The 22,496-nt window shown below is 66.8% G+C and carries 19 protein-coding genes and 2 tRNA genes; 14 read left to right on the forward strand and 7 right to left on the reverse strand.

The features are described 5' to 3' along the window. The first annotated feature begins 28 nt into the window (after positions 1 to 28). The 5 genes from purM (at position 29) to MLP_RS03335 (ending at position 4,589) form a co-directional block, all read left to right on the forward strand. Positions 29 to 1,111 (forward strand): phosphoribosylformylglycinamidine cyclo-ligase, encoded by a 1,083-nt coding sequence (gene purM / locus MLP_RS03315; protein ID WP_013861594.1) that lies wholly within the window; start codon positions 29 to 31, stop codon positions 1,109 to 1,111. Between the two features lie 132 nt (positions 1,112 to 1,243). Further along, positions 1,244 to 1,489, forward strand: a complete 246-nt coding sequence (locus tag MLP_RS03320) for a DUF3073 domain-containing protein (RefSeq protein ID WP_013861595.1) — start codon at positions 1,244 to 1,246, stop codon at positions 1,487 to 1,489. Between the two features lie 104 nt (positions 1,490 to 1,593). Next, a complete protein-coding gene (locus MLP_RS03325; protein WP_013861596.1) occupies positions 1,594 to 2,214 on the forward strand; it encodes a DUF4870 domain-containing protein in 621 nt (206 codons plus the stop codon). Positions 2,215 to 2,279: 65 nt separating this feature from the next. Continuing rightward, entirely contained in the window at positions 2,280 to 3,293 is a 1,014-nt protein-coding gene (locus MLP_RS03330) for an alpha/beta hydrolase (protein ID WP_013861597.1), read from the forward strand. Positions 3,294 to 3,326: 33 nt separating this feature from the next. Beyond that, the gene (locus MLP_RS03335) at positions 3,327 to 4,589 is read left to right on the forward strand and encodes an NAD(P)/FAD-dependent oxidoreductase (protein WP_156821334.1); all 1,263 of its coding nucleotides are present in this window, start codon (positions 3,327 to 3,329) and stop codon (positions 4,587 to 4,589) included. A gap of 610 nt (positions 4,590 to 5,199) precedes the next feature. On the opposite strand, the gene MLP_RS03340 is transcribed toward MLP_RS03335, so the two are convergent. The 3 genes from MLP_RS03340 to MLP_RS03350 all read right to left on the reverse strand — a co-directional run bounded on the left by MLP_RS03340 (position 5,200) and on the right by MLP_RS03350 (position 6,600). Continuing rightward, a tRNA-Phe gene (locus MLP_RS03340) sits at positions 5,200 to 5,273 on the reverse strand. A gap of 65 nt (positions 5,274 to 5,338) precedes the next feature. After that, positions 5,339 to 5,412, reverse strand: a tRNA-Asp gene (locus tag MLP_RS03345). Positions 5,413 to 5,517: 105 nt separating this feature from the next. Then, positions 5,518 to 6,600 carry a LacI family DNA-binding transcriptional regulator gene (locus MLP_RS03350; RefSeq protein ID WP_013861599.1) on the reverse strand — a complete coding sequence of 361 codons (1,083 nt, stop codon included), beginning with the start codon at positions 6,598 to 6,600 and terminating at the stop codon, positions 5,518 to 5,520. A gap of 131 nt (positions 6,601 to 6,731) precedes the next feature. Between MLP_RS03350 and MLP_RS03355 the strand changes: the two genes are divergently transcribed. The 3 genes from MLP_RS03355 to surE all read left to right on the forward strand — a co-directional run bounded on the left by MLP_RS03355 (position 6,732) and on the right by surE (position 11,450). Beyond that, a complete protein-coding gene (locus MLP_RS03355) occupies positions 6,732 to 8,057 on the forward strand; it encodes an MFS transporter (RefSeq protein WP_013861600.1) in 1,326 nt (441 codons plus the stop codon). Positions 8,058 to 8,060: 3 nt separating this feature from the next. Next, the gene (locus MLP_RS03360; protein WP_013861601.1) at positions 8,061 to 10,316 is read left to right on the forward strand and encodes a glycoside hydrolase family 3 C-terminal domain-containing protein; all 2,256 of its coding nucleotides are present in this window, start codon (positions 8,061 to 8,063) and stop codon (positions 10,314 to 10,316) included. Positions 10,317 to 10,388: 72 nt separating this feature from the next. After that, positions 10,389 to 11,450, forward strand: coding sequence for a 5'/3'-nucleotidase SurE (surE, locus tag MLP_RS25980; RefSeq protein WP_013861602.1), 1,062 nt, complete (start codon positions 10,389 to 10,391; stop codon positions 11,448 to 11,450). Positions 11,451 to 11,543: 93 nt separating this feature from the next. Here surE and MLP_RS03370 read toward each other — a convergent pair whose 3' ends face one another. Both MLP_RS03370 and MLP_RS03375 read right to left on the reverse strand, forming a co-directional pair. Then, a complete protein-coding gene (locus tag MLP_RS03370; protein WP_013861603.1) occupies positions 11,544 to 12,302 on the reverse strand; it encodes a fructosamine kinase family protein in 759 nt (252 codons plus the stop codon). 6 nt (positions 12,303 to 12,308) lie between these two features. After that, positions 12,309 to 13,391 carry a LacI family DNA-binding transcriptional regulator gene (locus tag MLP_RS03375; RefSeq protein ID WP_013861604.1) on the reverse strand — a complete coding sequence of 361 codons (1,083 nt, stop codon included), beginning with the start codon at positions 13,389 to 13,391 and terminating at the stop codon, positions 12,309 to 12,311. Positions 13,392 to 13,489: 98 nt separating this feature from the next. Between MLP_RS03375 and MLP_RS27245 the strand changes: the two genes are divergently transcribed. The 5 genes from MLP_RS27245 (at position 13,490) to MLP_RS03400 (ending at position 19,180) form a co-directional block, all read left to right on the forward strand. Then, positions 13,490 to 14,545, forward strand: coding sequence for a carbohydrate ABC transporter permease (locus MLP_RS27245; protein ID WP_231851414.1), 1,056 nt, complete (start codon positions 13,490 to 13,492; stop codon positions 14,543 to 14,545). Next, positions 14,463 to 15,527: a glycoside hydrolase family 5 protein gene (locus MLP_RS28815; protein WP_049804440.1), complete on the forward strand. Its 1,065-nt coding sequence runs from the start codon at positions 14,463 to 14,465 to the stop codon at positions 15,525 to 15,527. The genes MLP_RS27245 and MLP_RS28815 overlap by 83 nt, the downstream gene beginning before the upstream one ends. Positions 15,528 to 15,576: 49 nt before the next feature. Then, complete coding sequence (locus MLP_RS03390) at positions 15,577 to 17,577, forward strand: right-handed parallel beta-helix repeat-containing protein (protein WP_013861607.1); 2,001 nt, start codon at positions 15,577 to 15,579, stop codon at positions 17,575 to 17,577. 134 nt (positions 17,578 to 17,711) lie between these two features. Beyond that, complete coding sequence (locus MLP_RS03395) at positions 17,712 to 18,320, forward strand: ArsR/SmtB family transcription factor (protein ID WP_013861608.1); 609 nt, start codon at positions 17,712 to 17,714, stop codon at positions 18,318 to 18,320. After that, complete coding sequence (locus MLP_RS03400) at positions 18,320 to 19,180, forward strand: SRPBCC family protein (protein WP_013861609.1); 861 nt, start codon at positions 18,320 to 18,322, stop codon at positions 19,178 to 19,180. Before MLP_RS03395 ends, MLP_RS03400 begins: the two co-directional genes overlap by 1 nt. Positions 19,181 to 19,227: 47 nt before the next feature. Here the strand turns inward: MLP_RS03400 and MLP_RS03405 are convergent, their stop codons facing one another. Then, entirely contained in the window at positions 19,228 to 20,226 is a 999-nt protein-coding gene (locus MLP_RS03405; protein WP_083843687.1) for a zinc-dependent alcohol dehydrogenase, read from the reverse strand. A 113-nt stretch (positions 20,227 to 20,339) separates the two neighbouring features. On the opposite strand from MLP_RS03405, the gene MLP_RS03410 reads away from it, so the two are divergent. Continuing rightward, positions 20,340 to 21,092, forward strand: coding sequence for a GntR family transcriptional regulator (locus MLP_RS03410; protein ID WP_013861611.1), 753 nt, complete (start codon positions 20,340 to 20,342; stop codon positions 21,090 to 21,092). 39 nt (positions 21,093 to 21,131) lie between these two features. On the opposite strand, the gene MLP_RS03415 is transcribed toward MLP_RS03410, so the two are convergent. Further along, a complete protein-coding gene (locus tag MLP_RS03415; RefSeq protein ID WP_013861612.1) occupies positions 21,132 to 22,472 on the reverse strand; it encodes an FGGY family carbohydrate kinase in 1,341 nt (446 codons plus the stop codon). Positions 22,473 to 22,496 lie beyond the last annotated feature (24 nt).

The raw sequence follows: 22,496 nt of genomic DNA on the forward strand, positions 1-22,496 counted from the left end.
GTCCCCGCACTCCTGAGAGGCTCCGCTTGTGACCGGAACTAGTGCCACCGAGCAGTCGGCGTACGCGCAGGCTGGGGTGGATATCGAGGCCGGGGACCGGGCCGTCGAGCTGATGAAGGAGTGGGTCGGCAAGACGCGCCGGCCTGAGGTGCTCGGTGGGCTGGGCGGCTTCGCGGGACTCTTCGACGCCGCACCGCTGGCCCGGCTGAGGCATCCGGTGCTCGCCACCTCGACCGACGGCGTCGGCACCAAGGTCGCCATCGCCCAGGCGATGGACGTCCACGACACGATCGGCTTCGACCTGGTCGGCATGGTCGTCGACGACCTGGTGGTCTGCGGCGCCGAGCCGCTGTTCATGACCGACTACATCGCGACCGGCAAGGTCGTACCGGAGCGGATCGCCGCCATCGTCAAGGGCATCGCCGAGGCGTGTGTGCAGGCCGGCTGCGCGCTGGTCGGTGGGGAGACCGCCGAACACCCCGGACTGCTGGAGCCCGACGAGTACGACGTGGCCGGGGCCGCCACCGGCGTGGTGGAACGGGACGCCATCTTGGGCCCGGACCGCGTGCAGCCGGGCGATATCGCGATCGCGATGGCGTCGTCCGGTCTGCACTCCAACGGCTACTCGCTGGCCCGCCATGTGTTCTTCACCCAGGCCGGTTGGGCGCTGGATCGTGATGTTCCGGAGTTGGGTCGCACCCTGGGCGAGGAACTGCTGGTGCCGACCCGGATCTACAGCGGTGACTGCCTGAGGCTGCTCGCCGAGGCCGAGGTGCACGCGATGAGTCACGTGACGGGCGGTGGACTGGCCAACAACCTGGCCCGGGTCGTGCCGGACTCGATCCGGGTGCGGATCGACCGCGGGACCTGGGCGCCACCGCCGATCTTCGACGTCGTGCAGCAGGTCGGCAGGGTCTCGCAGCCGGACCTGGAGGCCACCCTCAACATGGGCGTCGGCATGGTCGCCCTGGTGGCCCCGGACGCCGTCGATGCCGCGTTGGCCGCCCTCGCCGACCGTGGGCTGCCGGCCTGGATCTGCGGAGCGGCCGAGGCAGTGCCCCTGGGCGACGGCGAGCGGGTCGTACTCGAGGGCAATCACGCACCTGCCTGACCCCTCTCAATCTCAGGGTGGCAACTTGCAGCATTGCTCGCATTGGGTAGCCTTTGCCTTACGACTGTTCATTCATCCTGCGCCGTGGCCTGAGCCAGCGGCAGACGACAAGTGCGAGGGGGTCGACCCGACATGGGGCGCGGCCGTGCGAAGGCAAAGCAGACCAAGGTGGCCCGAGAGCTGAAGTACCGCTCCGTGGACACCGATTTCAGCTCCCTGGAGCGAGAGCTCCGCGGAGCGGATTATGGGCACCACATCCCCTCGGCGTACGAGGACGATGAGATCCCGTCGGGTTACGAGGATCTCGCCGCTCGCTACAACGATGACGACGACGATGACGACGGGTTCGACCAGTACGACCTGCGTAAGTCGGGATAATCCGGTCACGCTCAGTTGAGCCCGCGGAGCTTTGTAGCCGCTCGGTGCGATCTGACCTCGGGCCACACTCGGTCTGCCTTTCGGCGGCGCATAGCCTTGTTGGCATGAGTCAGTTCCCTCCCTCGGCACCCGACCCCGAGAACCACCCGTACGGGCAATCACCTGCCGGACCCGGTGGTGGTCAGCCCGGCTACGGTCAGCAGGGTTATCCGCCGCCGGGCGGCTACGGCCAGCAGCCGGGTCAACCCGACCAGCCTCCGCAGCAGCCGTACCCGCCACAGAGCTACCCACCACAGGCCTACTCGCAACAGGGCTATCCGCAACAGCCCTACCCGCAACAGGGCTATCCGCAACAGCCCCAACAGCCGTACCCGCCGCAGGCCTACCCGCCGCAGGGGCCGCTGTCGCCCAGCGACGAGCGGATGTGGGCGACCCTGACCAACATCTCGATCCCGTTCTTCGGCTTCGTGGGGCCGCTGATCACGTACCTGCTGTTCAAGGATCGCGATCCGTGGCTGCGGGCGGCGACGGCCGAGGCGCTCAACTTCTCGATCCTCTACGGGATCGCGCAGTTGATCAGTTCGATCTTGCTTCTTGCCACCATCGGCGGGGTCTTGATGGGGCTGTTGTGGATCGCGGCCCTGGTGCTGTGCATCCTGGCGGCGATCGCGACCAACAAGGGCGAGCAGTACAGGTACCCGGTCAACTGGCGCCTGATCAAGTGAGGCTGATCAAGTGAGGCAGCTCACGTGATGCGGTCGCTGACCCGAGCACGCGGCACTCTTGTCTCATGAGTGCGCGACCAGGGAGCCGCTGGGAGGCCGACCTCCTGCCGGGGTATGAGGCACTGGAGATCCCGCTGCCCGATGCTGCCCGGGCGCAAGGCGAGCCGGACGATGTCGAGATGGTGGCGACCCTGGTTCGCCGGGCCGGGGGAGAGCTGTCCGAGCACGCGGTGCTCTACCTCCACGGTTGGAACGACTACTTCTTCCAGGCCCACCTGGCCGACGCGCTCTCTGCTGCAGGCTTCGCGTTCTACGCCCTCGACCTGCGACGCTACGGCCGCAGCCTGCGCCTGGGGCAGCTGAAGGGCTTCATCACGGACCTGACCGAGTACGACGCCGAGATCGGCGCAGCCTGGGACCTCATCTCGGCTGAGCATGAGCACATCACCTTGCTGGGTCACTCCACCGGCGGACTCACCGCGACATTGTGGGCAGCCGCTCATCCGGGACAGGCCCGAGGTGTGATCCTCAACTCCCCGTGGCTGGACCTCCAGGGCTCGGCGATGGTGCGGGCACTGGGTGGTCCGGTGATCGATGCTCTCGGCGGGAATCGCCCGACCACTGTGCTGCCGCTGCCGGACACCGGCTTCTACGCCCGGACGATCCACGCCTCGCTGGAGGGGGAGTGGGACTACGATCTCGAGCTGAAGACCAGCCCGTCACCTGCCATTCGGGTCGGCTGGCTGCGTGCGGTGCTGCAGGGCCACCAGAAGGTCGCTGCAGGTCTGGGGCTGCAGGTGCCGGTGCTGGTGATGACGTCGGCGAAGTCGGACTTCGCGCGCAAATGGCATCAGGGACTGCATGCAGCGGACGCGGTGCTCGATGTCGAGCAGATAGCCCGTCGCGCCACAAGGCTCGGCCGGCACGTGACGATCGTCAGATTCGCCGACGGTCTGCACGACTTGTTCCTGTCCCGCCGAGACGTCCGTGAGCAGGCCCTCGACGAGGTGGTCCGCTGGTCCGGTGCGTACGTGCTGGGTGCCAGTCTCGCGCCCGCGGTCGGCGCATTGCCCGGTTAGGGTAGGCACTGCTTCAATGGGGCGGTGACTGAGATGCCTCACGTAGTGGTCATCGGCGGCGGCTTCGGTGGGCTGTCCGCCACCACAGCACTCGCGAAGGAGGGATTCCGGGTTACGCTGATCGACCGGCATCCGTACAACACCTTCCATCCGCTGCTCTATCAGGTCGCCACCGGTGGTCTGAACCCCGGCGATGTCACCTATTCGCTGCGCTATTTCAGCGCCCGCTACGACAACGTTCACTTCCGGCGGACCACCGCGATCGGTATCGACCACGAGCAGCGCCAGGTGCTCTGCGAGGACGGGGTGCACATCGACTACGACTATCTCGTCGTGGCGAACGGCATCACCACCAATCACTTCGGCATCCCCGGCGCGGCGGAGAACAGTATGTCGATGTACACCCGCGCCGAGGCGCTGCGGGTGCGAGACATGATCTTCGGTGGGATCGAGACCATCGCCGGCATGTCGGAGGAGCACACCGGCGGCTTCACCGTCGTGGTGGTCGGCGGCGGTGCCACCGGTGTGGAGATCGCCGGTCAGCTGGCCGAGCTGAAGAGCCACGCCGTGCCGAACGTCTGGCCCGAGCTCAACCCGGCCTTGGTGCGCATCGTCCTGGTCGAGATGGGTCCGGTGCTGCTCGCCCCGTTCGACGACAAGCTGCGCCGCTACACACTGCGGGAGCTGGTCAAGCGAGGCGTCGACGTCCGGCTCAAGACCGCGATCTCGGCGGTGCACCCCGATCGGGTGGACTTCGACAATGGCCAGACCATGTCGTGCGATCTGGTCATCTGGGCCGCCGGCATCGCCGGTTATCCGATGCTGCGTGACTGGGGGCTGCCGATCGGCAGGGGCGGTCGGATCGAGGTGCATCCCGATCTGCGCACGATCAACGACGACCGGGTGTTCGCGATCGGCGACGCGAGCATCATCGTCGAGAATCCGTTGCCGCAGCTCGCGCAGCCGGCGCTGCAGACCGGCAAGCACGCTGCCGAGCAGATCGCCCGGATTCATCTGGGCCAGCCCACGCAGCCGTTCGAGTACTACGACAAGGGCACGATGGCGACCATCGGCCGGGCCGATGCGGTGGTAGAGCTGCCCAACGGACTGAAGCTGACCGGGCTGGTCGCCTGGCTCGGCTGGATCGCGCTGCATGTCATGTTCCTGTTGGGCAGCCGTAACCGCATCCAGACGCTGGTCAACCTCGCGGTGCGCTATTCCGGGCTGGGCAAGTCCGGCGTCATCATCGGCGACGGGGCTCCGACTCCGAGGCTCAAGGCGCTGAAGGACGAGTGACAGCCGATAGCCACACCGCCGACATCGGCGATGTGGCCGGTGTTCTGTGATGGACCTCCATGGGTGCTTCTCAAACCCCCGAGACCGCTCCACGCGCTGATTTCCCCGTCGTAGAAGGGCGTCCCATGGCCAGCGGCCCCGCCCGGGCGCCTTCGGTACGAACCCCGTCGGAAATTCCGACGGGTTGTCGCGTCGAAGCAGCCACAAGTCGCCACTCGATATCGCCTCCTTCGCTGAGAGGCGAGGATTGGTTGCTTTAAGCGCCGTGAAGCATCCAGAGGTCGCCTCTCGGTAGCGGGCCTGAAATCGAGTGGCGTGTATTGGCTGCTTCAGCCGCGCAGCAGTCTGGAGTCGCCGCTCGATACCAGCTCCGAATCGGCCCCGCGGGATCGAGTCGTGCGGTGAGGCACCAGTCTGCTGACAGAAACCCGCCCCGACCAGCCTGCCGACACTCACCTCACACCAGTTAGGGCAGGGGCCGAGGCTGATATATCACTTCTCTAGGTCCAATCCAGGCCTATCGCGAGCCCGCCCAGACTCGCCAAGGGCAGACACCGGAATCTACGCTTCAAACCCGCCATGGTGGCAGTTTGAACAACGAGCTTTTGGGTGGCCAGGGCCGGGGTCGAACCGGCGACCTTTCACTTTTCAGGCGAACGCTGCTACCAGCTGAGCTACCTGGCCAAACCCCGGTCTGCGGACAGACCGGACACCAAAGCGGTGACCACACGATGCGATCACCGCTTCCGCGACCCCGACGGGACTCGAACCCGCGACCTCCGCCGTGACAGGGCGGCGCGCTAACCAACTGCGCCACGGGGCCTTGGTGTGCACTCCTCATCGGGGCGCCCGCGAAACTATAGCGCAGGTCAGCCGATGGTTCGAATCGAGAAATCTGGCTGGTCGCTCCGCTGATCGTGCCGGTCACTCAGGTGGTCGAGCGCTCGATCAGCGTGACCAGACCGTCGAAGACGGCTGACGTGTAGCTGCCGGTCGTGATGGCGGAATCGACCGCTGTTGCCAGTCGTTCGGCCAGCTCGCTGCGGTCATAGTTCACCGTGGTCAGAGGTGGCTCGGCCAGTGCCGAGGTGGGCACGTCATCGACCCCGATGACCGCGAGATCGATGGGCGCGGACAGCTCGAGCCGCCGCATCCCCCGCAGGATGGCGAATGCGGTGGCATCGTTGTAGGCGCACACGCCGGTGACGGCAGGCGCGGTCTCGCGCCACGCGGCGACCGCCGCTCGGGCATCATCTCCGCGGACCGCGACCGTCCGGACATCGGGTGCCGGCAGGTCAGCCTGCCGGCAGGCCAGCTCGACACCGGCCAGCCGGGGCCGGGCAAAGGCCTCCAGTCGTGGATCGTCCGGCCACGCGTAGCCCAACTGGCGGTGTCCGCGAGCGACCAGATGCTGGACCTGGAGCTGTCCTACCTCCCGATCGACGCGCTCCAACTCACCACGGCCAGTGCCACTTGCCGTGAACGCGAGAACGGTCGCCTGGATGCCGACCGCGTGCATCGCCGCCAGCTGAGCGTCATCGATGTCGTCGAACACGACCACGGCGGCCGGCGTGATCGATCGCCACAACAGGTCGGTGCCGGCGCCGCCGTGGTCACCGGGGTCGGTGGTGTGGGTCACGAATGGATGGCCGCGCGCGGCGAAGGCCGGCGTGAGCCGACGAAAGAGCTGGCCCATGTTGTCGCCGACCGGCCAGTCGGAGACCAGCCCGAGCACCAGGTTGCTCCGGCCGGTCGCGAGCGCACGGGCGGCGGCCGACGGGGCGTAGCCGAGCCGTCCTGCGGCCTCCAGCACTCGACGACGAGTGCTTTCGGGGATGGATTGGTGTGCCCGGTTGTTCAGCACGTAGCTCACGGTCGTCGCTGATACACCAGCCGCACGCGCGACATCCTTGGCCGTCACCTTGCGTGCCGGCACCTTGCTCGGTGTCAGTGCCGGTGCCGGTGCCGGGGGAGCTGCAGCCCGGCTGCTGCGGGTCTCAGAGTCTTCCATTTTCGGAATCCCCCCGCCTGTCGATTGACACCTGTTCCTGAGAGCAGCAGCCTATGCGAGAGGCCTGATGCGGTTCACTGACTCGGGTCACTTAAAAATAGCTTGAGAACCACCCAAAGGAGGTTGGTCGGATGAGTAGCTCAGGGAGCAGCGTCCCAGGGGACGGATCCGGATCGGGGACGATCACGAATCCGCATGAGCATCACTGGTTCAGTGAGCCGACGGAGAAGGCGCCGGGCAAATATGTGGGCTGGTTGATCGCGGCCCAGCTGTTCTTCTTCATCGCGTTGCTGGGGCCGGCGATTGTCGGCATCGGATTGAAGATCAACGATCTGGTGCATCGGGGCTCGATCCCGGAGGACGGCGCGATCGCAGCGGCGGCGGTGCTCGGTGGTGTCGGCGCGTTCTTCGCGACGGTGGCGAACGTGGTGTTCGGCAAAGTGTCGGACCGGACCACGTCGAAGTGGGGTCGGCGGCGGATCTGGATCGTCCTGGGCACGGTCATCATGACGGTCGCGTTCGTGATCATGGCGTTGGCGCCGAACTTGGCGACAGCGACGGTCGGCTGGGCGTTGGCGCAGTTGGGCGCGAACATGACGCTGGCGCCGTTCATCGCCACGATCGCTGATCAGGTGCCGAAGTTCCAGCGTGGCAGCATCACCGCGGCGTTGGGCATCGCGCAGAACGTGGGCATCCTGGGCGGCACCTATGTGGCGGAGTGGTTCCAGACGAACATGTTGGTGATGTTCGTCGGCCCGTCGCTGCTGGCGATCGTGGTGATGGTGATCTTCGCGGTGATCCTGCCGGACAAGGTGTTGCCGGTGAAGCCGCCGAAGATGAGCTTCGCGGAGACGGTGCAGACGTTCTGGGTGTCGCCGACGAAGTATCCGGACTATGCGTTGGCGTGGTGGTCACGGTTCTTGATCACCTTTGCCAGTTTCGTGTTCACCACGTTCCGGTTCTTCTACATCCAGATCCACCTGGAGGTGCCGGAGACTCAGGTCGCGAGTGTGATCTCAACCAGCGTGTTGATCTACACGATCGCGTTGGTCGCGACCGCCTGGGCGGCTGGGAAGCTGTCGGACAAGCTCGGCAAGCGGAAGATCTTCGTGTGGACCTCGACGGCAGCGTTCGCGATCTGCACGGTGGCGTTGGTGCATATCGGCTCGGTCTCGCAGTACTACATCCTGGAGGCTGTGATGGGTGCCGCCTACGGTGTCTATGTCGGGGTCGACCTGGCGCTGGTGGTCGATGTGCTGCCGAACCCGGATGATTCGGGCAAGGACCTGGGTGTGTTCAACATCGCCAACGCGATCCCGCAGACCTTTGCCCCGATGATCGCCGGCATTCTGGTCTACGTCGGCACCTACCCGAACTTCGGCCTACCCCTGTATGTCGCCGGAGCCGCAGCCTTACTCGGAGCCGCGGTCATCTTCCCGATCAAGAAGGTCAGATAGCAGGTGGCTGTCGGACTCGACATCCCCCGCCTTCTCGGCGAGCTCACGCTCGCCGAGAAGGCGAGTCTGGTCAGTGGCTCGGGCTTCTGGTTCACTCAGCCGGTCGAGCGGCTCGGTATCCCGGCGATCATGGTGTCCGACGGACCCCATGGCTTGCGGGCCCAGCCGCCCGGCGGCGGCGACCACGTCGGCTTGGGCAGCTCGCTTCCGGCGACGTGTTTCCCGACGGCCTCGGCGATCGCCTCGGCCTGGAATCCCGAGTTGCTGCACCGCATCGGGCAGGCGCTGGCCCAAGAGGCTCGTGCCTGCAACCTGTCGGTGATCCTCGGTTCGGGCATCAACATGAAGCGCTCACCGTTGTGCGGACGAAATTTCGAGTACTTCTCGGAGGATCCGTACCTGGCCGGCGAACTCGCGGTCGGGATCGTGGACGGCATCCAGTCCTGTGGCGTCGGCACCTCGGTCAAGCACTGGGCCGCCAACAATCAGGAGACCGACCGGCTCCGGTGCGATTCCCAGGTTGATGAGCGGACGCTGCGGGAGATCTACTTCCCCGCGTTCGCACGGGTGGTCGAGAAGTCCCAGCCGTGGACGATCATGTGCTCCTACAACAAGGTGAACGGCACCTCGGCCTCGGAGAACACCTGGCTGCTCGACACGGTGCTCCGCGAGGAGTTCGGCTTCGAGGGGCTGGTCGTCTCTGACTGGGGCGCGGTCTATCACCCGGTGCCGGCCGTCCAGGCCGGCTGCGACCTCGAGATGCCCCCGAGCAAGGGACGTAGCGAGGCCGCGATCGTTGCCGCGGTCGAGTCGGGAGAGTTGAGTGTGGACGTGCTCGACGCTCGGGTGCGGACCGTCCTGGAGCTGGTCGCCAAGGGCATGCACGCTCTCGAACTGGACGAGTCGTTCGACATCGATGCCCACCACGCCCTGGCCCGGCAGGCCGCGGCGGAGTCGGTGGTGCTGTTGAAGAACGATGGCCTGTTGCCGCTCACGGTCGAGGCGAACATTGCCGTGATCGGCGAGTTCGCCCGGACACCGCGGTATCAGGGTGCGGGGTCCTCGCAGGTCGTGCCGACCCGGCTGGACACCGTGCTGGAGGAGTTGCAGACCGTCTACGGCGAGCTGCCGTTCGCGGCGGCCTACGGGGTCGGTGACACCTCGAACGATGCGGTGCTGTTGGTCGAGGCGGAGCAGGTGGCCGCCGCAGCCGACATCGTCGTGATGCTGATCGGGTTGCCGGCGGCCGAGGAGTCCGAGGGCTTCGATCGGACTCACCTGAACCTGCCGGATAACCAGCTGACGGCGTTGGCGGCAGTGGCCGAGGCCAACCCGAATGTGGTCGTGGTGCTGGCCAACGGCTCGACGGTCGTCCTCGGCGATGTGCTGCCCAGGGCGTCGGCCCTGGCCGAGGCATGGCTGGGTGGCCAAGCCGCCGGTGGCGGCATCGTCGACGTCCTGACCGGCGCGGTCAACCCGTCCGGCCGGTTGGCCGAGACGATTCCGAACCGGCTGGAGGACAACTCCTCATACCTGAACTTCCCCGGCGAAGAGCAGTCTGTGCGCTACGGCGAGGGGATCTTCATCGGCTACCGCGGATACGACAGACAGCACCTGGATGTCGCGTTCCCGTTCGGCTTCGGACTGTCCTACACCAGCTTCGAGCTGTCCGATATCAAGGTCAGGATGCGCGGGTCGGTGGCTGACGAGACGCTCGGCGCCACCGTCGAGGTAACCGTCACCAACACCGGGGACGTGGACGGCTCGGAGGTCGTCCAGGTCTACGTGCAGGACGTCGTCTCCACCGTCGCCCGGCCGGTCCAGGAGCTGAAGGGGTTCGCCAAGGTGGCTGTCCCCGCAGGCGGCGCGGTCCAGGTCAGCATCGAGTTGGACCAGCGAGCCTTCTCCTACTGGTCGCCGCGGTATCGGCGGTGGGTCGTGGAGGCCGGTGATTTCGAGATCTCCGTGGGTTCGAGTTCTCGCGACCTGGCGCTGAGCCAGTCGGTCACTGTCGAGGCCGCCACGCTGCTGCCCCCGCTCACCCGGGACTCGACCTTGCAAGAGTGGCTGGCTGATCCTGCCGGCCGTCAGCTGGTGGAGCGAGAGGTGGCTGCCGGCCAACCGGGCGCAGGGATGCAGGAAGGGCTGCTCGAGGTCATCGGGAACTTCCCGATGAACGCCCTGGCCAACCTCAATCTGAGTCTCGACCACGACTCGCTCGACCGGGTTGCGGCGGAGTGGGCCGGCCAGCAGCGCTGAGGGCCCGGGATATAACGTCACACCCAAATCCCCCATCGCAGTCCTGAGCTGCCCAACAGTAAGGACGATGACGTGCCGCTGTCTCCCCATCGACGTCGATTCGCCAGAATCGCCGCCGTACTCATCCTGACCGCCGCCCTGGTCGGCGGTGCGGTCAGTGCCACCGCGCACACCTCCAAGCACCAATCGCTGCGCGGACTGAAGATCTTGTTGACCAACGACGACTCCATGCAAGATGCGCGCCCGAACCAGTCCGACGGCCGCGGTCTGTACGAGATCCGCAAGGCGCTCTGCGCGGTCGGCGCCGATGTCGTGGTGATCGCGCCCTGGTCGGTGCAGAGCGGTCGTGGCACCGCGGTCACCAACAGCGGCACCATGCAGGTGGGCACCAAGGAGCTCGGCGCGAAGTACGTGAACGACTGCAAGGACGCACCATCCAAGGGCTTGGTCTTCGGCCTTTGTGTCGACATCGCCCCGTGCAGTGCCACCAGCCCTGGCGCGACGCCTTCCGACACCGTCAAGTTCGCCACCCGCGGCGGACTGCATGATCTGGCCAACTGGGAGGGCGAGCCGGATCTCGTCGTGAGTGGCAGCAACTCCGGCAACAACGTGGCCAACTCCGTCACCGACTCCGGCACCGTGGGTGCCACGATCGCAGCTATCGAGGATGACATTCCGGCCGTCGCCTTCAGCTCCGCGAGCAATGCCGCCGGCGTCTTCCCGGACAGCAACTACGCTGCGACTGCCGAGTGGGGCGCTCGATTCCTGATCGGGCTGCGGTCCGAGGGTCTGCTCAAGCAGAGCAAGTTCGCCCTGAACGTGAACTACCCCAACATCGATGACGACAAGAAGGCCAAGAAGGCGGTCTGGGCGAGCATCAGCGACGGGATGTTTGCGTTCCATTACTACACGCGGCAGCCGGATGGCAGCTACGCCGTCGCCATCAAGCTGTGCAGCGGTCTGCCGACCTGTGAGGTGACCCGCCCGGATGCCGACAAGGTCTGGGTCATCGACAAGAATCACATCACCGTGGTGCCGATCAACTGGGATCGCACCTACGCGCATTCGGTCGACGGCAAGCGGGAGTTGGCGAAGGTGAAGAGCTTCGTCGAGAAGAAGGCGCCTCGCCCCTGAGGTCAGCTCTCCGCCCGTGACGGGCGGACCCGGTCGCTGGTGAGCCGGCTGGAGACGATGACGTCTCCAGCCGGCTTGGCCCATTTTGGGGTGTCAGCGATAGCGGGCTGCGACTGCAGCTGCCTCAGCCCCGTAGCCGGAGCCGTGCGTCACGGCATGGACGAGCAGCGGATGGAGCTGGTGTAAGCCGATCAGCTCCCGCCACCCGCTGGGCAGCCGGGCCGCGGTGGCGTACGCGTCGGTGATCGTGCGTAGCTCCGGCGCCCCGAACAGGTGCAACATCGCCAGATCGGTGAGGCCGTGGCCGCCGTGGGCCGCCGGGTCGATCAGCACGACGCCGCGCTCGGTGAAGATCACGTTGCCGGCCCACAGATCGCCGTGGATCCGGGCCGGTAGCCGGTCATCGTCGTACACCCCGTCCATGAGCCGTTGGGCGAGCCGGTCGATCAACTGCCGCGCGGCGGTGCTGAGATTGCCGATCCGGTACGCGGCCTCGGCGTACGGCAGCAGCCGCTGCTCGGCATAGAACCGGCCCCAGGTCGAGGTGGGCCGCAAGCTCATCGGCTGGGTGCCGATGTAGCCGTCACCGCTCCAGCCATCCGGTGGGCAGCCGTAGGTTGGTGCGCCGGCGGCATGTGTGGCCGCGAGTGCCACGCCGAACTCCCTCGCTGCCCGCCGCCCCGGCGCGGCAGGCGTCAGCCGCTGCAGGACGAGACGCGCCGGGTTCACCTCGCGAACCTCCACGATCCGCGCCGCGGTCGGCCCCGCCGCCGCGAGCCAGGCGAGCCCGGCGGCCTCGACCAGGTAGGCGTCGGGACCGGACGGATGTGTCTTGACGAAGCTGTCGCTCATCGCGATCTAGGTCTCGCTGAGTGGGGCGGTCGAGTCCCGGATGACCAGGCGGGTGGCCAGCTCGATGTGGCGGGTGCCGACCATCGAGTTGTTGATCAGCTGGGTCAGCGAGCGGGTGGCGACCTGGCCCATCTCGACCAGGGGCTGGGCGATGGTGGTCAATGGGGGAGTTGTCCGGCTCGCCATGAAGCTGTCGTCGAAACCGATCACGCTGAGCTCCTGCGGCACGCGGATGGAGCGGCGGCGAGCCTCCTCCATCAGGCCCTGGGCGATCTCGTCGCCGGCGGCGAAGACCGCGGTCGGCCGGTCGGCGCGGTCGAGCAGCAGCGGTGCGATGGCGCGGCCCGCGTCGTAGTTGAACTCGCAGTGGGTGATCATCGAATCGTCGATCGGCGCCCCGCTGGCGCGCAGCGCCGACAGGTAGCCGGCCAGCCGGGCCTTGCCGATATCGCCGCTGATCAGACCACCGGCATGCGCGATCCGCCGATGTCCCAGCCCCAAGAGGTGCTCGGTGGCCGTCACTCCGCCGGCGTAGTTGGTGGCGCCGATGGTCACGCAGTTCGTGTCGCCGACGCGGACCGGATCGACGACCACGAGGGGAAACCCGGCTTCCACGACGTTCTTGATCGACGGCTGGGAGGCGTCGACGGTGATCAGGATCGCGCCCGCTCGGTTGGTGGCGCGGAGCCGCTGGAGGTCGAGGTCGACATCGTCGCCATGGAGCTGTGGCCCGATGACCAGCTCGTAGCCGTCGGCCTGAGCGGCGGTGTTGATCCCGTCGATGACGCTGACCATGTACGCGTTCTGCCAGGCCGGGACGGCGACCTCGATCAGCCCGGTGTGCCGGGGCGCCCGGTTCACCGGACGGTAGGAGGCCTCGCGTAGATGTTTCTGGACGCGTCGCCGGGTCTCGGCGGAGACGTCCTCGCGCTCGTTCAACACCTTGGAGACGGTCGCGACGGAGACGCCTGCGGCGGAGGCTATCTCGGCGAGCGTGGGTCTGGTGCGCGCTATGACGATGCTCCTAGTCGAAAGATTTCGACAACGGTAGCAGAACGCGCGCTCAGAACGACCTACCTCGTAGTTCATCCAGGGTGGAGATCTCTGGATTGGAGGCCAGATCTGCGCTTTTGACGCCGTCGAAATCTATCGGTGAGTTTCCGGCCATCTCTTCGAAACATATCGAAATGTTTCGACCTACCGTGTGGAGGATCCGGCAGTTCTTCTCGATCACCATCCCGCAGCTGAAGTACACGATCATCACCTCGTCGACTCTGATGCTGGTCGGCTCGCTGACCTACTTCGACCTGATCTTCGTGCTGACCGGCGGCGGACCGGGCGATGCGACCCGCATTCTCGCCCTGGACATGTACATCATCATCCTGCCGATCTACTACGTGGTCATCACCACCTTCAAGAACCAAGGTGACTACTTCAGCTCGAACCCGCTGTCATTGCCGATCCCGCCCACCTTCACCGCCTACGGGCAGGTCATCGAAGCCGGCCTCGGCCTGGCCATCCCGTTGCAGGCGACGATCATCCCGATCTATCTGATCATCACCAAGATCCACATGTACGACTCCTTGGGGGCGCTGATCCTCCCCTCGATCGCGTTCGGGCTGCCGCTCACGGTGCTGATCTTGAGCAACTTCCCCCGCGACGTGCCGAAGGAGCTGTTCGAGTCGATGCGGCTGGAAGGCTGCACCGACTGGCAGATGGCCTGGCGACTGGCGTTCCCGCTGACCAGACCGGCGGTGGTCACCGTCGGGATCTACAACGGCCTGAACGTGTGGAACGGGTTCCTGTTCCCGCTGATCTTGACCCAGAGCCCGGACAAGCGGGTGATGCCGCTGGGTCTGTGGGCGTTCCAGGGTGAGTACAGCGTGAACATCCCGGCCGTGCTTGCTGCCGTGGTGCTGTCCACGCTACCGATCCTGGTGCTGTACGTGGTCGGTCGTCGCCAGCTGCTCAGCGGCCTGCGGCAGGCTTCGGCAAATGGCCGAACCGTTGGCCGAACCCCCTCGGCAGACCGGCGTGCGGCGGCGCGCGGGTCTGCTGAGAGGCTGGCACCGCGTCAATCCCCGGCATCGGGGTCGAACACGAGGAGAGGTCATGATCAAGGGAGTCAACCTCGGCAACTGGCTGGTCCTGGAGAAGTGGATGAGCCCGAGCCTGTTCGAGGGCACCACGGCCGAGGACGAGACCGCGCTCTGCCAGCAGCTCGATCCTGCCCTGAAGCTTGAGCGCTTCCGTACCCATCGCAACGGCTACATCTCCGAACGCGACTTCGCCTACCTCGCCGGGCTCGGCATCGAGGCGGTGCGGATCCCGGTGCCGTACTTCGTGTTCGGCGATGTAGGGCCGTTCGTCGGTTGCATCGAGTATGTGGACGCCGCGTTCGAGTGGGCTGCGGAGTACGGATTGAAGGTCATGCTGGACCTGCACACCGTGCCCGGCAGCCAGAACGGGTTCGACAACGGCGGACTGTGCGGGGTGTGCCGCTGGCACCGTGATCCAGAAGGTGTCGCGTTCGTGCTCGACCTGCTCGAGCGCCTCACTCTTCGTTATCGCAGCCACCAGGCGTTCTGGGCGATCGAGATCGTCAACGAGCCGATCTCTCCGGAGCTGTGGGTCGCGCTGGACATCCCGTCTCGCTATCCCGCGGCGAACCCGGAGGACGCGGTCGGCTCCGAAGGAGTGCCGAGCGACTTCCTCCGACAGTTCTACCGCGACGCGTACCGGCGGATCCGGGCCGCGGACCCGGCCGTGACGATCGTGTTCCACGATGGGTTCCGGCTGGCCGAGTGGGGCAGCTTCTTCGCCGACGAGGGCTTCGAGAACTACCTGCTCGACACCCATCTCTATCTGATGGTGCACACCTGGACCGCCGGCGACACCGATGTCGACGGCTATCTGCGCTACATCGACACCGATTTCCGGCCCGCGCTGGCAGCCGCTGCCCAACACAGCCCGCTGATCGTGGGGGAGTGGTGCATGAACACCGCCGCCGGGGCGATCGTCACCGCGGACCGGGCCACCCGCCGTGACTACTACCGACGGCTGACCGAGGCGCAGCTGGACGCCTGGTCGGTGACCCAAGGCTGGTTCTACTGGAGCTACAAGCTCCAGGTCAGGGGAGCCGGCCTGGACGGCTGGGATCTCGGCAAGGCGGTGTCCCTCGGCTACTTCCCCGCCGGCTGGCTCACCCCGACCTCCGACAGCTGACCGATCCCACTCGTCTACCGAAGCAAAGACTCGAAAGCGAACCCACCTCATGCGAGAACTGCACGTCGCCCTGGCTGGATCCGATCAGCAGGACGGTTCGGCCGATCGGCCGCTGCGGACGATCAATCGGGCCTCCGCCCTCGCCCAACCCGGCGACACCGTCGTCGTCCACGCCGGTGAGTACCGCGAATGGGTGCAACCTCAGCGGGGCGGGCTCAGCAACCTGCGTCGCATCACCTACACCGCCGCACCCGGTGAGCATGTGGTGATCAAGGGCTCCGAGCGAATCACCGGCTGGACTCCGGTGGCCGGCGGGGTTGGAGGCGGCGCGATCGTCGGCAGCGGGGTGTGGCAGGTCGGCGTGCCCAACAGCTTGTTCGGTGACTTCAACCCGTACGCGGAGGAGGTCGACGGGGACTGGATCGTCTACGCCGACCTGTCGACCCCGAAGAAGCATCTCGGCGATGTCTATCTGAACGGGGCCAGCTTCTTCGAGGTCGCCAGTATCGCCGAGGTCGCGGATCCGCCGTTGCGTACCGAGGTCGTCGACAACTGGACCGGCATCACGGACCCCATCAGGGATCCCGAGCAGACCCAGCGGGTCTGGTATGCCGAGGTCGGGGATCAGGCGACCATCATCTGGGCCAACTTCTTCGGCACCGACCCCAATGTCGAGTTGGTCGAGATCAACGTCCGTCGCTCGGTGTTCTATCCGCTGGTGCACCACCTCGACTACATCACCGTGCGGGGGTTCGAGCTCGCCCAGGCGGCCACTCCCTGGGCGCCGCCGACCGCCGACCAGCCGGGCCTGATCGGGCCGAACTGGGCGAAGGGCTGGATCATCGAGGACAACGTCATCCACGACGCGAAGTGCTCCGCGATCTCCCTGGGCAAGGAACACTCCACCGGACAAAACTTCGCGACCATCCGACGCGACAAGCCCGGCTACCAGTACCAGCTCGAGTCGGTGTTCTCCGCCCGCCAGCTCGGCTGGGACCGCGACCACATCGGCTCCCATCTCGTCCGCCGCAACACCATCTACGACTGCGGCCAGAACGGCATCGTCGGTCACCTCGGCTGTGTGTTCTCGACCATCGAGGACAACCACATCTACAACATCGCGCTCAAGCGCGAGTTCTACGGGTACGAGATCGCCGGCATCAAGCTGCACGCCGCCATCGACGTGGCCATCCGGCACAACCGGATCCACGACTGCTCGCTCGGCATCTGGCTGGATTGGCAGACCCAGGGCACCCGGGTGTCGCGGAACCTGCTCTATGCCAACAACCGCGACCTGTTCGTCGAGGTCAGCCACGGGCCGTATCTGGTCGAGCACAACATCCTCGGCTCCAAGGCGTCGCTGGAGGTGTTCAGCCAGGGCGGGGCGTACGTGCACAACCTGGTCTGCGGCACGGTGGCACTGGCCCCCGTCGTGGAGCGCCCGACGCCCTACCATCGACCGCACAGCACCCAGGTTGCCGGCTACGCCGCCATCCACGGTGGTGACGATCGGCACATCGGCAACATCTTCCTCGGCGGGGATCCCGCGGCTGCCTATCACCCGACCTCCCGGGTCTGGGGGGCGCTCGGCTACGGCACCACCGGCTACGACGGTCACCCGGCGTCCCGAGAGGACTACCTCGCCCAGGTGAACGATCCGACCCTCGGCGATCACGAGCGGTTCGCCGACGTGAAGCAGCCGGTCTATATCCGCGACAACGTCTATGCGCCGGGGGCCGGGGCATATGAGGCCGAGCTGGGTGCGACCGTGATCGTTGATGACGTCGCCGTCGAGGTCGTCGAGGACGGCGATCAGGTGTTCTTGGAGACCACATTGCCGGCCGGGTTCGATGACGTTCGACTGGCCGTGACCGGTGGCGAGGACCTGCCGCCGGTCCGGTTCGTCGACGCCGAGTTCGAGGAGCCCGACGGCACCCTGGCCGTGTTGGCTGTCGACCTGCTGGGCACCGACAAGGCTCCGGACGGCTCCTATCCGGCCGGTCCCATCGCCGACCTCGCGTCCGGGGCGAGCCACATCCCCGTCTGGTAGGCCGCGGACATCGCGGGACCTGCGACTTATGGATGATGGAATCCCCGACATCGGGGATTCCATCATCCATAGAGAGAGCGGGCAGCATTTTCGAGCTATTGACAGTCTGATTTGTCAATTAGTACGGTTCAGCTGTGCCCACTTCCGAAGCCGTCGCTTACGCAGAGCTTGCGGTGATCGACGATCCGGTCGTGGCCGCGGCGCTGCTCGATCCCAAGCGAGCGCTGGTGCTGTCGGCACTTCAGGAGTCCGGGTCGGCGACCACCGTCGCGGCGGCGATCGGGCTGACCAGGCAACAGGTGAACTACCACCTGCGAGTGCTCGAGGCGCAAGGTCTCGCCGTCGAGGTGGGCACCCGACAGCGCCGGGGACTCACCGAGCGAGTCGTTCGGGCCACAGCCCGGGGCTATGTGGTCTCGCCGGCCGTGCTCGGGACGCTGGGTGCCGATCCGCGCCGGATGGACCGGCTTTCGGCGCGCTATCTGATTGCCCTCGCCGCCCGGGTGGTCCGGGAGGTCGCGGCTCTGATGCGGGCCGCGGACGGGGCCGGCAAGCAGCTGCCCACGCTGTCCCTGGACACCGATTTGCGCTTTGCGACTCCCGCCGATCGTGCCGCTTTCACCGCGGAGCTCGCCGAAAGCCTCCGTATGCTCGCCGCCAAGTACCACGACGAAGGATCGCCCACGGGGCGTTGGCATCGTGTCCTGGTCGCCGCCTACCCCAAGCCACCCGAGGAGGAATGATGACGAAGTCCCCAGAATCAGGCCCGACCGAGTCAGATTCGACAGGATCCGATCCGCTAGGGCCGTCGTCCGGCGACTCGGCTGCTGCTCCCCGAGAGCGGGTGATCGATCTGAGTGTCGAGGTCGTCGGCACACCGCAGGAGGTGTGGGCGGCGATCGCCACCGGACCCGGCGTCTCCTCCTGGTATGTGCCGACCACGGTCGAGGAGCAGACCGGCGGAGCGATGACCAACCGGTTCGGCGACGGGCCGGAGATGCTCATTCCCGGTCGGGTCGCAGCCTGGGAACCGCCGGAGCGGGTCGTGTTCGACGGCGGCGAAGGCGTACCCGGACTGGCGTTCGAGTGGCTGGTCGAAGCGCGCGATCAGGGCACCTGTGTGGTGCGGTTGGTGAACAGCGGGTTCGTCGAGGGCACACCGTGGGACGACCAGTACGACGGGATGTCCGAGGGCTGGGGTCTGTTCCTGGCCAACCTGCAACTCCACCTGGCGCACTTCGCCGGTCGGTCGGCGACTTCCATGCTGCCGATGGCGCTCTGGCCGATGTCGGTCGAGCGAGCGTGGTCGACGCTGATCGAAGGGCTCGGCCTCCCCGCCGCACCGGCAGTCGGGGAGGCGATCGTGGTCCATGATGCGGATGCGCCGTCGTTCAGCGGTCGGGTCGCCGAGCACGGCCCCGGTCGGCTGATCGTGCTGTTGGAGACACCGGCACCGGGCACCGCGATCCTCGCGTGCGAAGGTGCCGGGGAGCAGTGCGGGGTCTCGATCTGGCAGTACCTGTACGGCGATGACGCGGCTGTGTTGGCCGAGCGCGACACTCCCCGGTGGAATGCCTGGCTGCAGGCGCACGCCGTCGAGTGACGGAACGCGGCATGGCAACTGGAGCGTGACCACCCCGACTCGGGACCTCAGATGATCTGGACCTTGATCTGATCGGGGCTCTGTGCCGCGATGAGTGCCTGCGCGTAGTCCTCCAACGGGTAGGTGGCGGTGATCATAGTGACCAACTCGTTCTGCAGCTCGACCATCCGCTCGGCAGCCTCGGCGTACTTGTCGGCGAGTGAGTTCGATCCGATGATCGTGAGCTCTTTCGCGAACACCTCGTACGGGCTCAAGGCGACGGAGGCCGTCGGTGAGGCGACGCCCATCTGGATGAGCCGGCCGCGGGGGCCGAGCGCGCCGAGCGCCTGCGCGATCGCTGCCGGATGGCCGCTGGCGTCCAGGGCGATGTCGAACACCTGCCGGTCCAGCTCCCCGGCAGAGGTGGCCCCCTCGATCGCGCCCAACTCCAGGGCCGCCTGACGACGAGCCGGGTTGGGTTCGACGATGCGTACGCCCGCTGCTCCCTCGGCCCGAGCCAGAGCGACGGCCATCAGACCGATCGAGCCGGCTCCGAAGACGACGATCTCGTGGTCCTGCCAATCCGGCACCCGATCCAGTGCGTGCAGTACGCAGCCGAGAGGCTCGATCAGCGGAGCGGCGCGGTGCATGATCGAGGGATCGAGACGATGAACGGTCCGGCGGGGCACCGTCACGTACTCCGCACATGAGCCGTCGATGGCGACGCCGATCGGGATCAGTTTCGTGCACAGATTGGTCGCCCCGCGCCGGCACGACCCACATGTGCCGCAGGCGATGTTCGGGTTGACGCCGACATAGTCGCCCTCGACGAACTCGCTCACCCCTCGGCCGACCTCGGTGATGTAGCCGGCGAACTCGTGGCCGGGCACCACCGGGAACCGGCCGTGCGGATAGTCGCCATGGACCAGGTGCAAGTCGGTGCCGCAGACGCCGGTACCGACCGGTGCGAGGACGACCCACCCTTCGTGTGCAGTCGGAACGGGGAGGTCGCGGACGTCGACGCCGCCGTGGCCGTCAGCCACCACGGCTCGCATTGTCCTGGTCATGATGGCTGCACGGTATCTCTCGACGACACAATCTGTCTAGACGGTGCAGACAATGCTGGCTGTCAAGCCTGGATGGACGGTAGCGATAGCATCAGCCAGCAAGGAGGCGACAGGTGGCACAATTGATCGAACGGACATCTCCGGTCCCGTACTACGAGCAGTTGTTCGGGATTCTCAAGGATCGCATCGTCGGCGGCGAGTTCCCCGTTGGTGAGCGGCTGCCGAGTGAGTTGGAGCTCGGCCGGGAATTCGGACTCGCGCGAGCAACGGTGCGCCAGACTCTGTCGAAGCTGGAGTCCGAAGGCTATGCCCGCCGGGTCGCGCGGCGCGGCGTCTTCGCCGCGACCCCGGACGCGTCGCAAGGCTGGCTGGTGCAGGACACGGAAGGATTTCTGGAGTCGCAGATTCGCCACGGGCGTACCGGGATCGAGACGACCGTGATCGAGGCCGGCTATCTCGTGCCGCCGCAGCATACCGCCGAGGCGCTCGGGCTCCAGCCGGACGAGCAGGCCTTTGCGCTCAAACGCGCCCGCTCGCTCGATGGCAAACCTGCCTTGTTCAGCACGAACTGGTTGCCGCGTGAGAGCGGCGCCGTGGTGGCCGCGGCACCAGACGTGCTCAACGGCACCGGCTCGTTGAACAGCACCCTTCGCAACGCTGGATTCGTGATCAACGGGGCGCGGCGAGTCATTCATGCGATGCGAGCACCGAAGGAGGTCGCGCGCCATCTCGGGGTCGGGCCTGGTGCTCCCGTGCTGCGCATCCGCTCCCTGTCCTGGGACCAGCAGGACCGCTACTTCGACTACTACGAGACCTGGGTGCTCACCGGGACTGTGCCACTCGAGCTGAACATCGTCGCGACCTGACGAGCCCGGGCTTGCCGACCTGTCGTGGCACCGGCCTGCTCAACAGACACCGACCACCGGGGCCCCGCCGAGCGCTGCGGCAGGATCAGGTGCCCAGCCGCAAGCCGTCGCGGCCACCAGCGCCGCGCCGACGGCGGTGACCTCGGGTTCGGGGATGGGGACTGCGCGATAGCCGTTCACGGACTCCTTGATCTCCACCCAGCCGGGCGACCGTGCCCAGCCTCCGGCCAGTCGCACCACGTTGGGGTCGAGAGAACTGCCACCGACGGCGGTCACCGATTCGCGACCCGCACAGGCAAGCGCCCCGAGCACGGCCGAAGCCCGGGCCCGAGGATCGCGAGGGGCGTCGGGCCGGTACGCGGGTTGGGTGCCACCCCGACGACCGGGTTGGAAGTAGCCGGCTTCCAACACCGCTGCCGGGCGTGCCGTACCGTCGAGCAGGGCGTGGATCCACGGTTCGACGGCCGGGTCCTGGTCCGCCCAGGCGACATTGCGCGCCAGCTCGACGACACGCAGCAGCGTGGTTCCGGTCGACCGGATGCCCGGCGCGATGTCGACTCGAGGGTTGTCTCTGGGGGGTGGCAGCGGCGACTGAGTGACCACGACCTCGGCTGTTCCCATCGAGTCGAGGATTGCGCCGGGCACCATCTGATCGACGCCCCAGCCTCCGACCGGGTGGTCATGCCCGCCGGCGATCACGAGCGCGTCACCGGCGATCACGCCGGCCGACCGCAGGGCCGACGACCGCACCGGGCCCACGATGTCGCCGGCTCGGAGCACGACCGGCAGCAGTTCGCCGGAGCCGAGCGAGGCTGTCACCCGGTTGCCTGCCCAGGCTCGGCTGCTCGCCCTCCAGGCGCCCGTCCGGGAGGCCAGGGTGTCACTGAGGAAGCTGCGACCGGCCCACAACACCGCAGGCAGATCGGCCAGCGCGACCCAGCTGTGTGCTGATTCGAAGCCGGGCTGCCGGCGGGCCCAGGCCCAGCCGACCATGGTGCGTGCCGCGTCGCTGGCCACATCGAACGACTCGTCGTCGAGCCGTGAGCGCAGCTCGTGCAGGATCGCCTGGCGGCGCGGATCGAACCAGGCCAGGGCCTGGATCAGCGGTCGGAGGTGGGGATCCAGCAGCAACCCGTCCTCACCGATCCCCACGGTACAGAGCGCGTGGACCTCGTATTCGTCGGCGCACACCTCGCCGATCAGTGCCTCGACGAGGCCGAACAGCACTGATCCGTCGATGCTGAGTCCCTGCGCGTCGCGCGGCGTCGGTCGCCCGGCCCGTCCTCGGACGGCACCGTCGTGGTCGATGGTGACCACCTTGACGTTGGTGCTGCCAATATCGACGCCGCACGCCACCGGTTCTCGCCTGGTGCTGCGCACGGGCCTTGCCTCCTCTGCGGCTGA

Source organism: Microlunatus phosphovorus NM-1 (assembly GCF_000270245.1).
Lineage (GTDB): Bacteria > Actinomycetota > Actinomycetes > Propionibacteriales > Propionibacteriaceae > Microlunatus > Microlunatus phosphovorus.

What these genes read in the sequence shown, in the direction of transcription:
- MLP_RS03320 (WP_013861595.1), top strand. Translation starts at nt 1,244, where the DNA reads ATGGGGCGCGGCCGTGCGAAGGCAAAGCAGACCAAGGTGGCCCGAGAG.
- MLP_RS03325 (WP_013861596.1), top strand. Translation starts at nt 1,594, where the DNA reads ATGAGTCAGTTCCCTCCCTCGGCACCCGACCCCGAGAACCACCCGTAC.
- MLP_RS03330 (WP_013861597.1), top strand. Translation starts at nt 2,280, where the DNA reads ATGAGTGCGCGACCAGGGAGCCGCTGGGAGGCCGACCTCCTGCCGGGG.
- MLP_RS03335 (WP_156821334.1), top strand. Translation starts at nt 3,327, where the DNA reads ATGCCTCACGTAGTGGTCATCGGCGGCGGCTTCGGTGGGCTGTCCGCC.
- MLP_RS03350 (WP_013861599.1), bottom strand. Translation starts at nt 6,600, where the DNA reads ATGGAAGACTCTGAGACCCGCAGCAGCCGGGCTGCAGCTCCCCCGGCA.
- MLP_RS03355 (WP_013861600.1), top strand. Translation starts at nt 6,732, where the DNA reads ATGAGTAGCTCAGGGAGCAGCGTCCCAGGGGACGGATCCGGATCGGGG.
- MLP_RS03370 (WP_013861603.1), bottom strand. Translation starts at nt 12,302, where the DNA reads ATGAGCGACAGCTTCGTCAAGACACATCCGTCCGGTCCCGACGCCTAC.
- MLP_RS03375 (WP_013861604.1), bottom strand. Translation starts at nt 13,391, where the DNA reads ATGAACTACGAGGTAGGTCGTTCTGAGCGCGCGTTCTGCTACCGTTGT.
- MLP_RS27245 (WP_231851414.1), top strand. Translation starts at nt 13,490, where the DNA reads ATGTTTCGACCTACCGTGTGGAGGATCCGGCAGTTCTTCTCGATCACC.
- MLP_RS28815 (WP_049804440.1), top strand. Translation starts at nt 14,463, where the DNA reads ATGAGCCCGAGCCTGTTCGAGGGCACCACGGCCGAGGACGAGACCGCG.
- MLP_RS03390 (WP_013861607.1), top strand. Translation starts at nt 15,577, where the DNA reads ATGCGAGAACTGCACGTCGCCCTGGCTGGATCCGATCAGCAGGACGGT.
- MLP_RS03400 (WP_013861609.1), top strand. Translation starts at nt 18,320, where the DNA reads ATGACGAAGTCCCCAGAATCAGGCCCGACCGAGTCAGATTCGACAGGA.
- MLP_RS03405 (WP_083843687.1), bottom strand. Translation starts at nt 20,226, where the DNA reads ATGACCAGGACAATGCGAGCCGTGGTGGCTGACGGCCACGGCGGCGTC.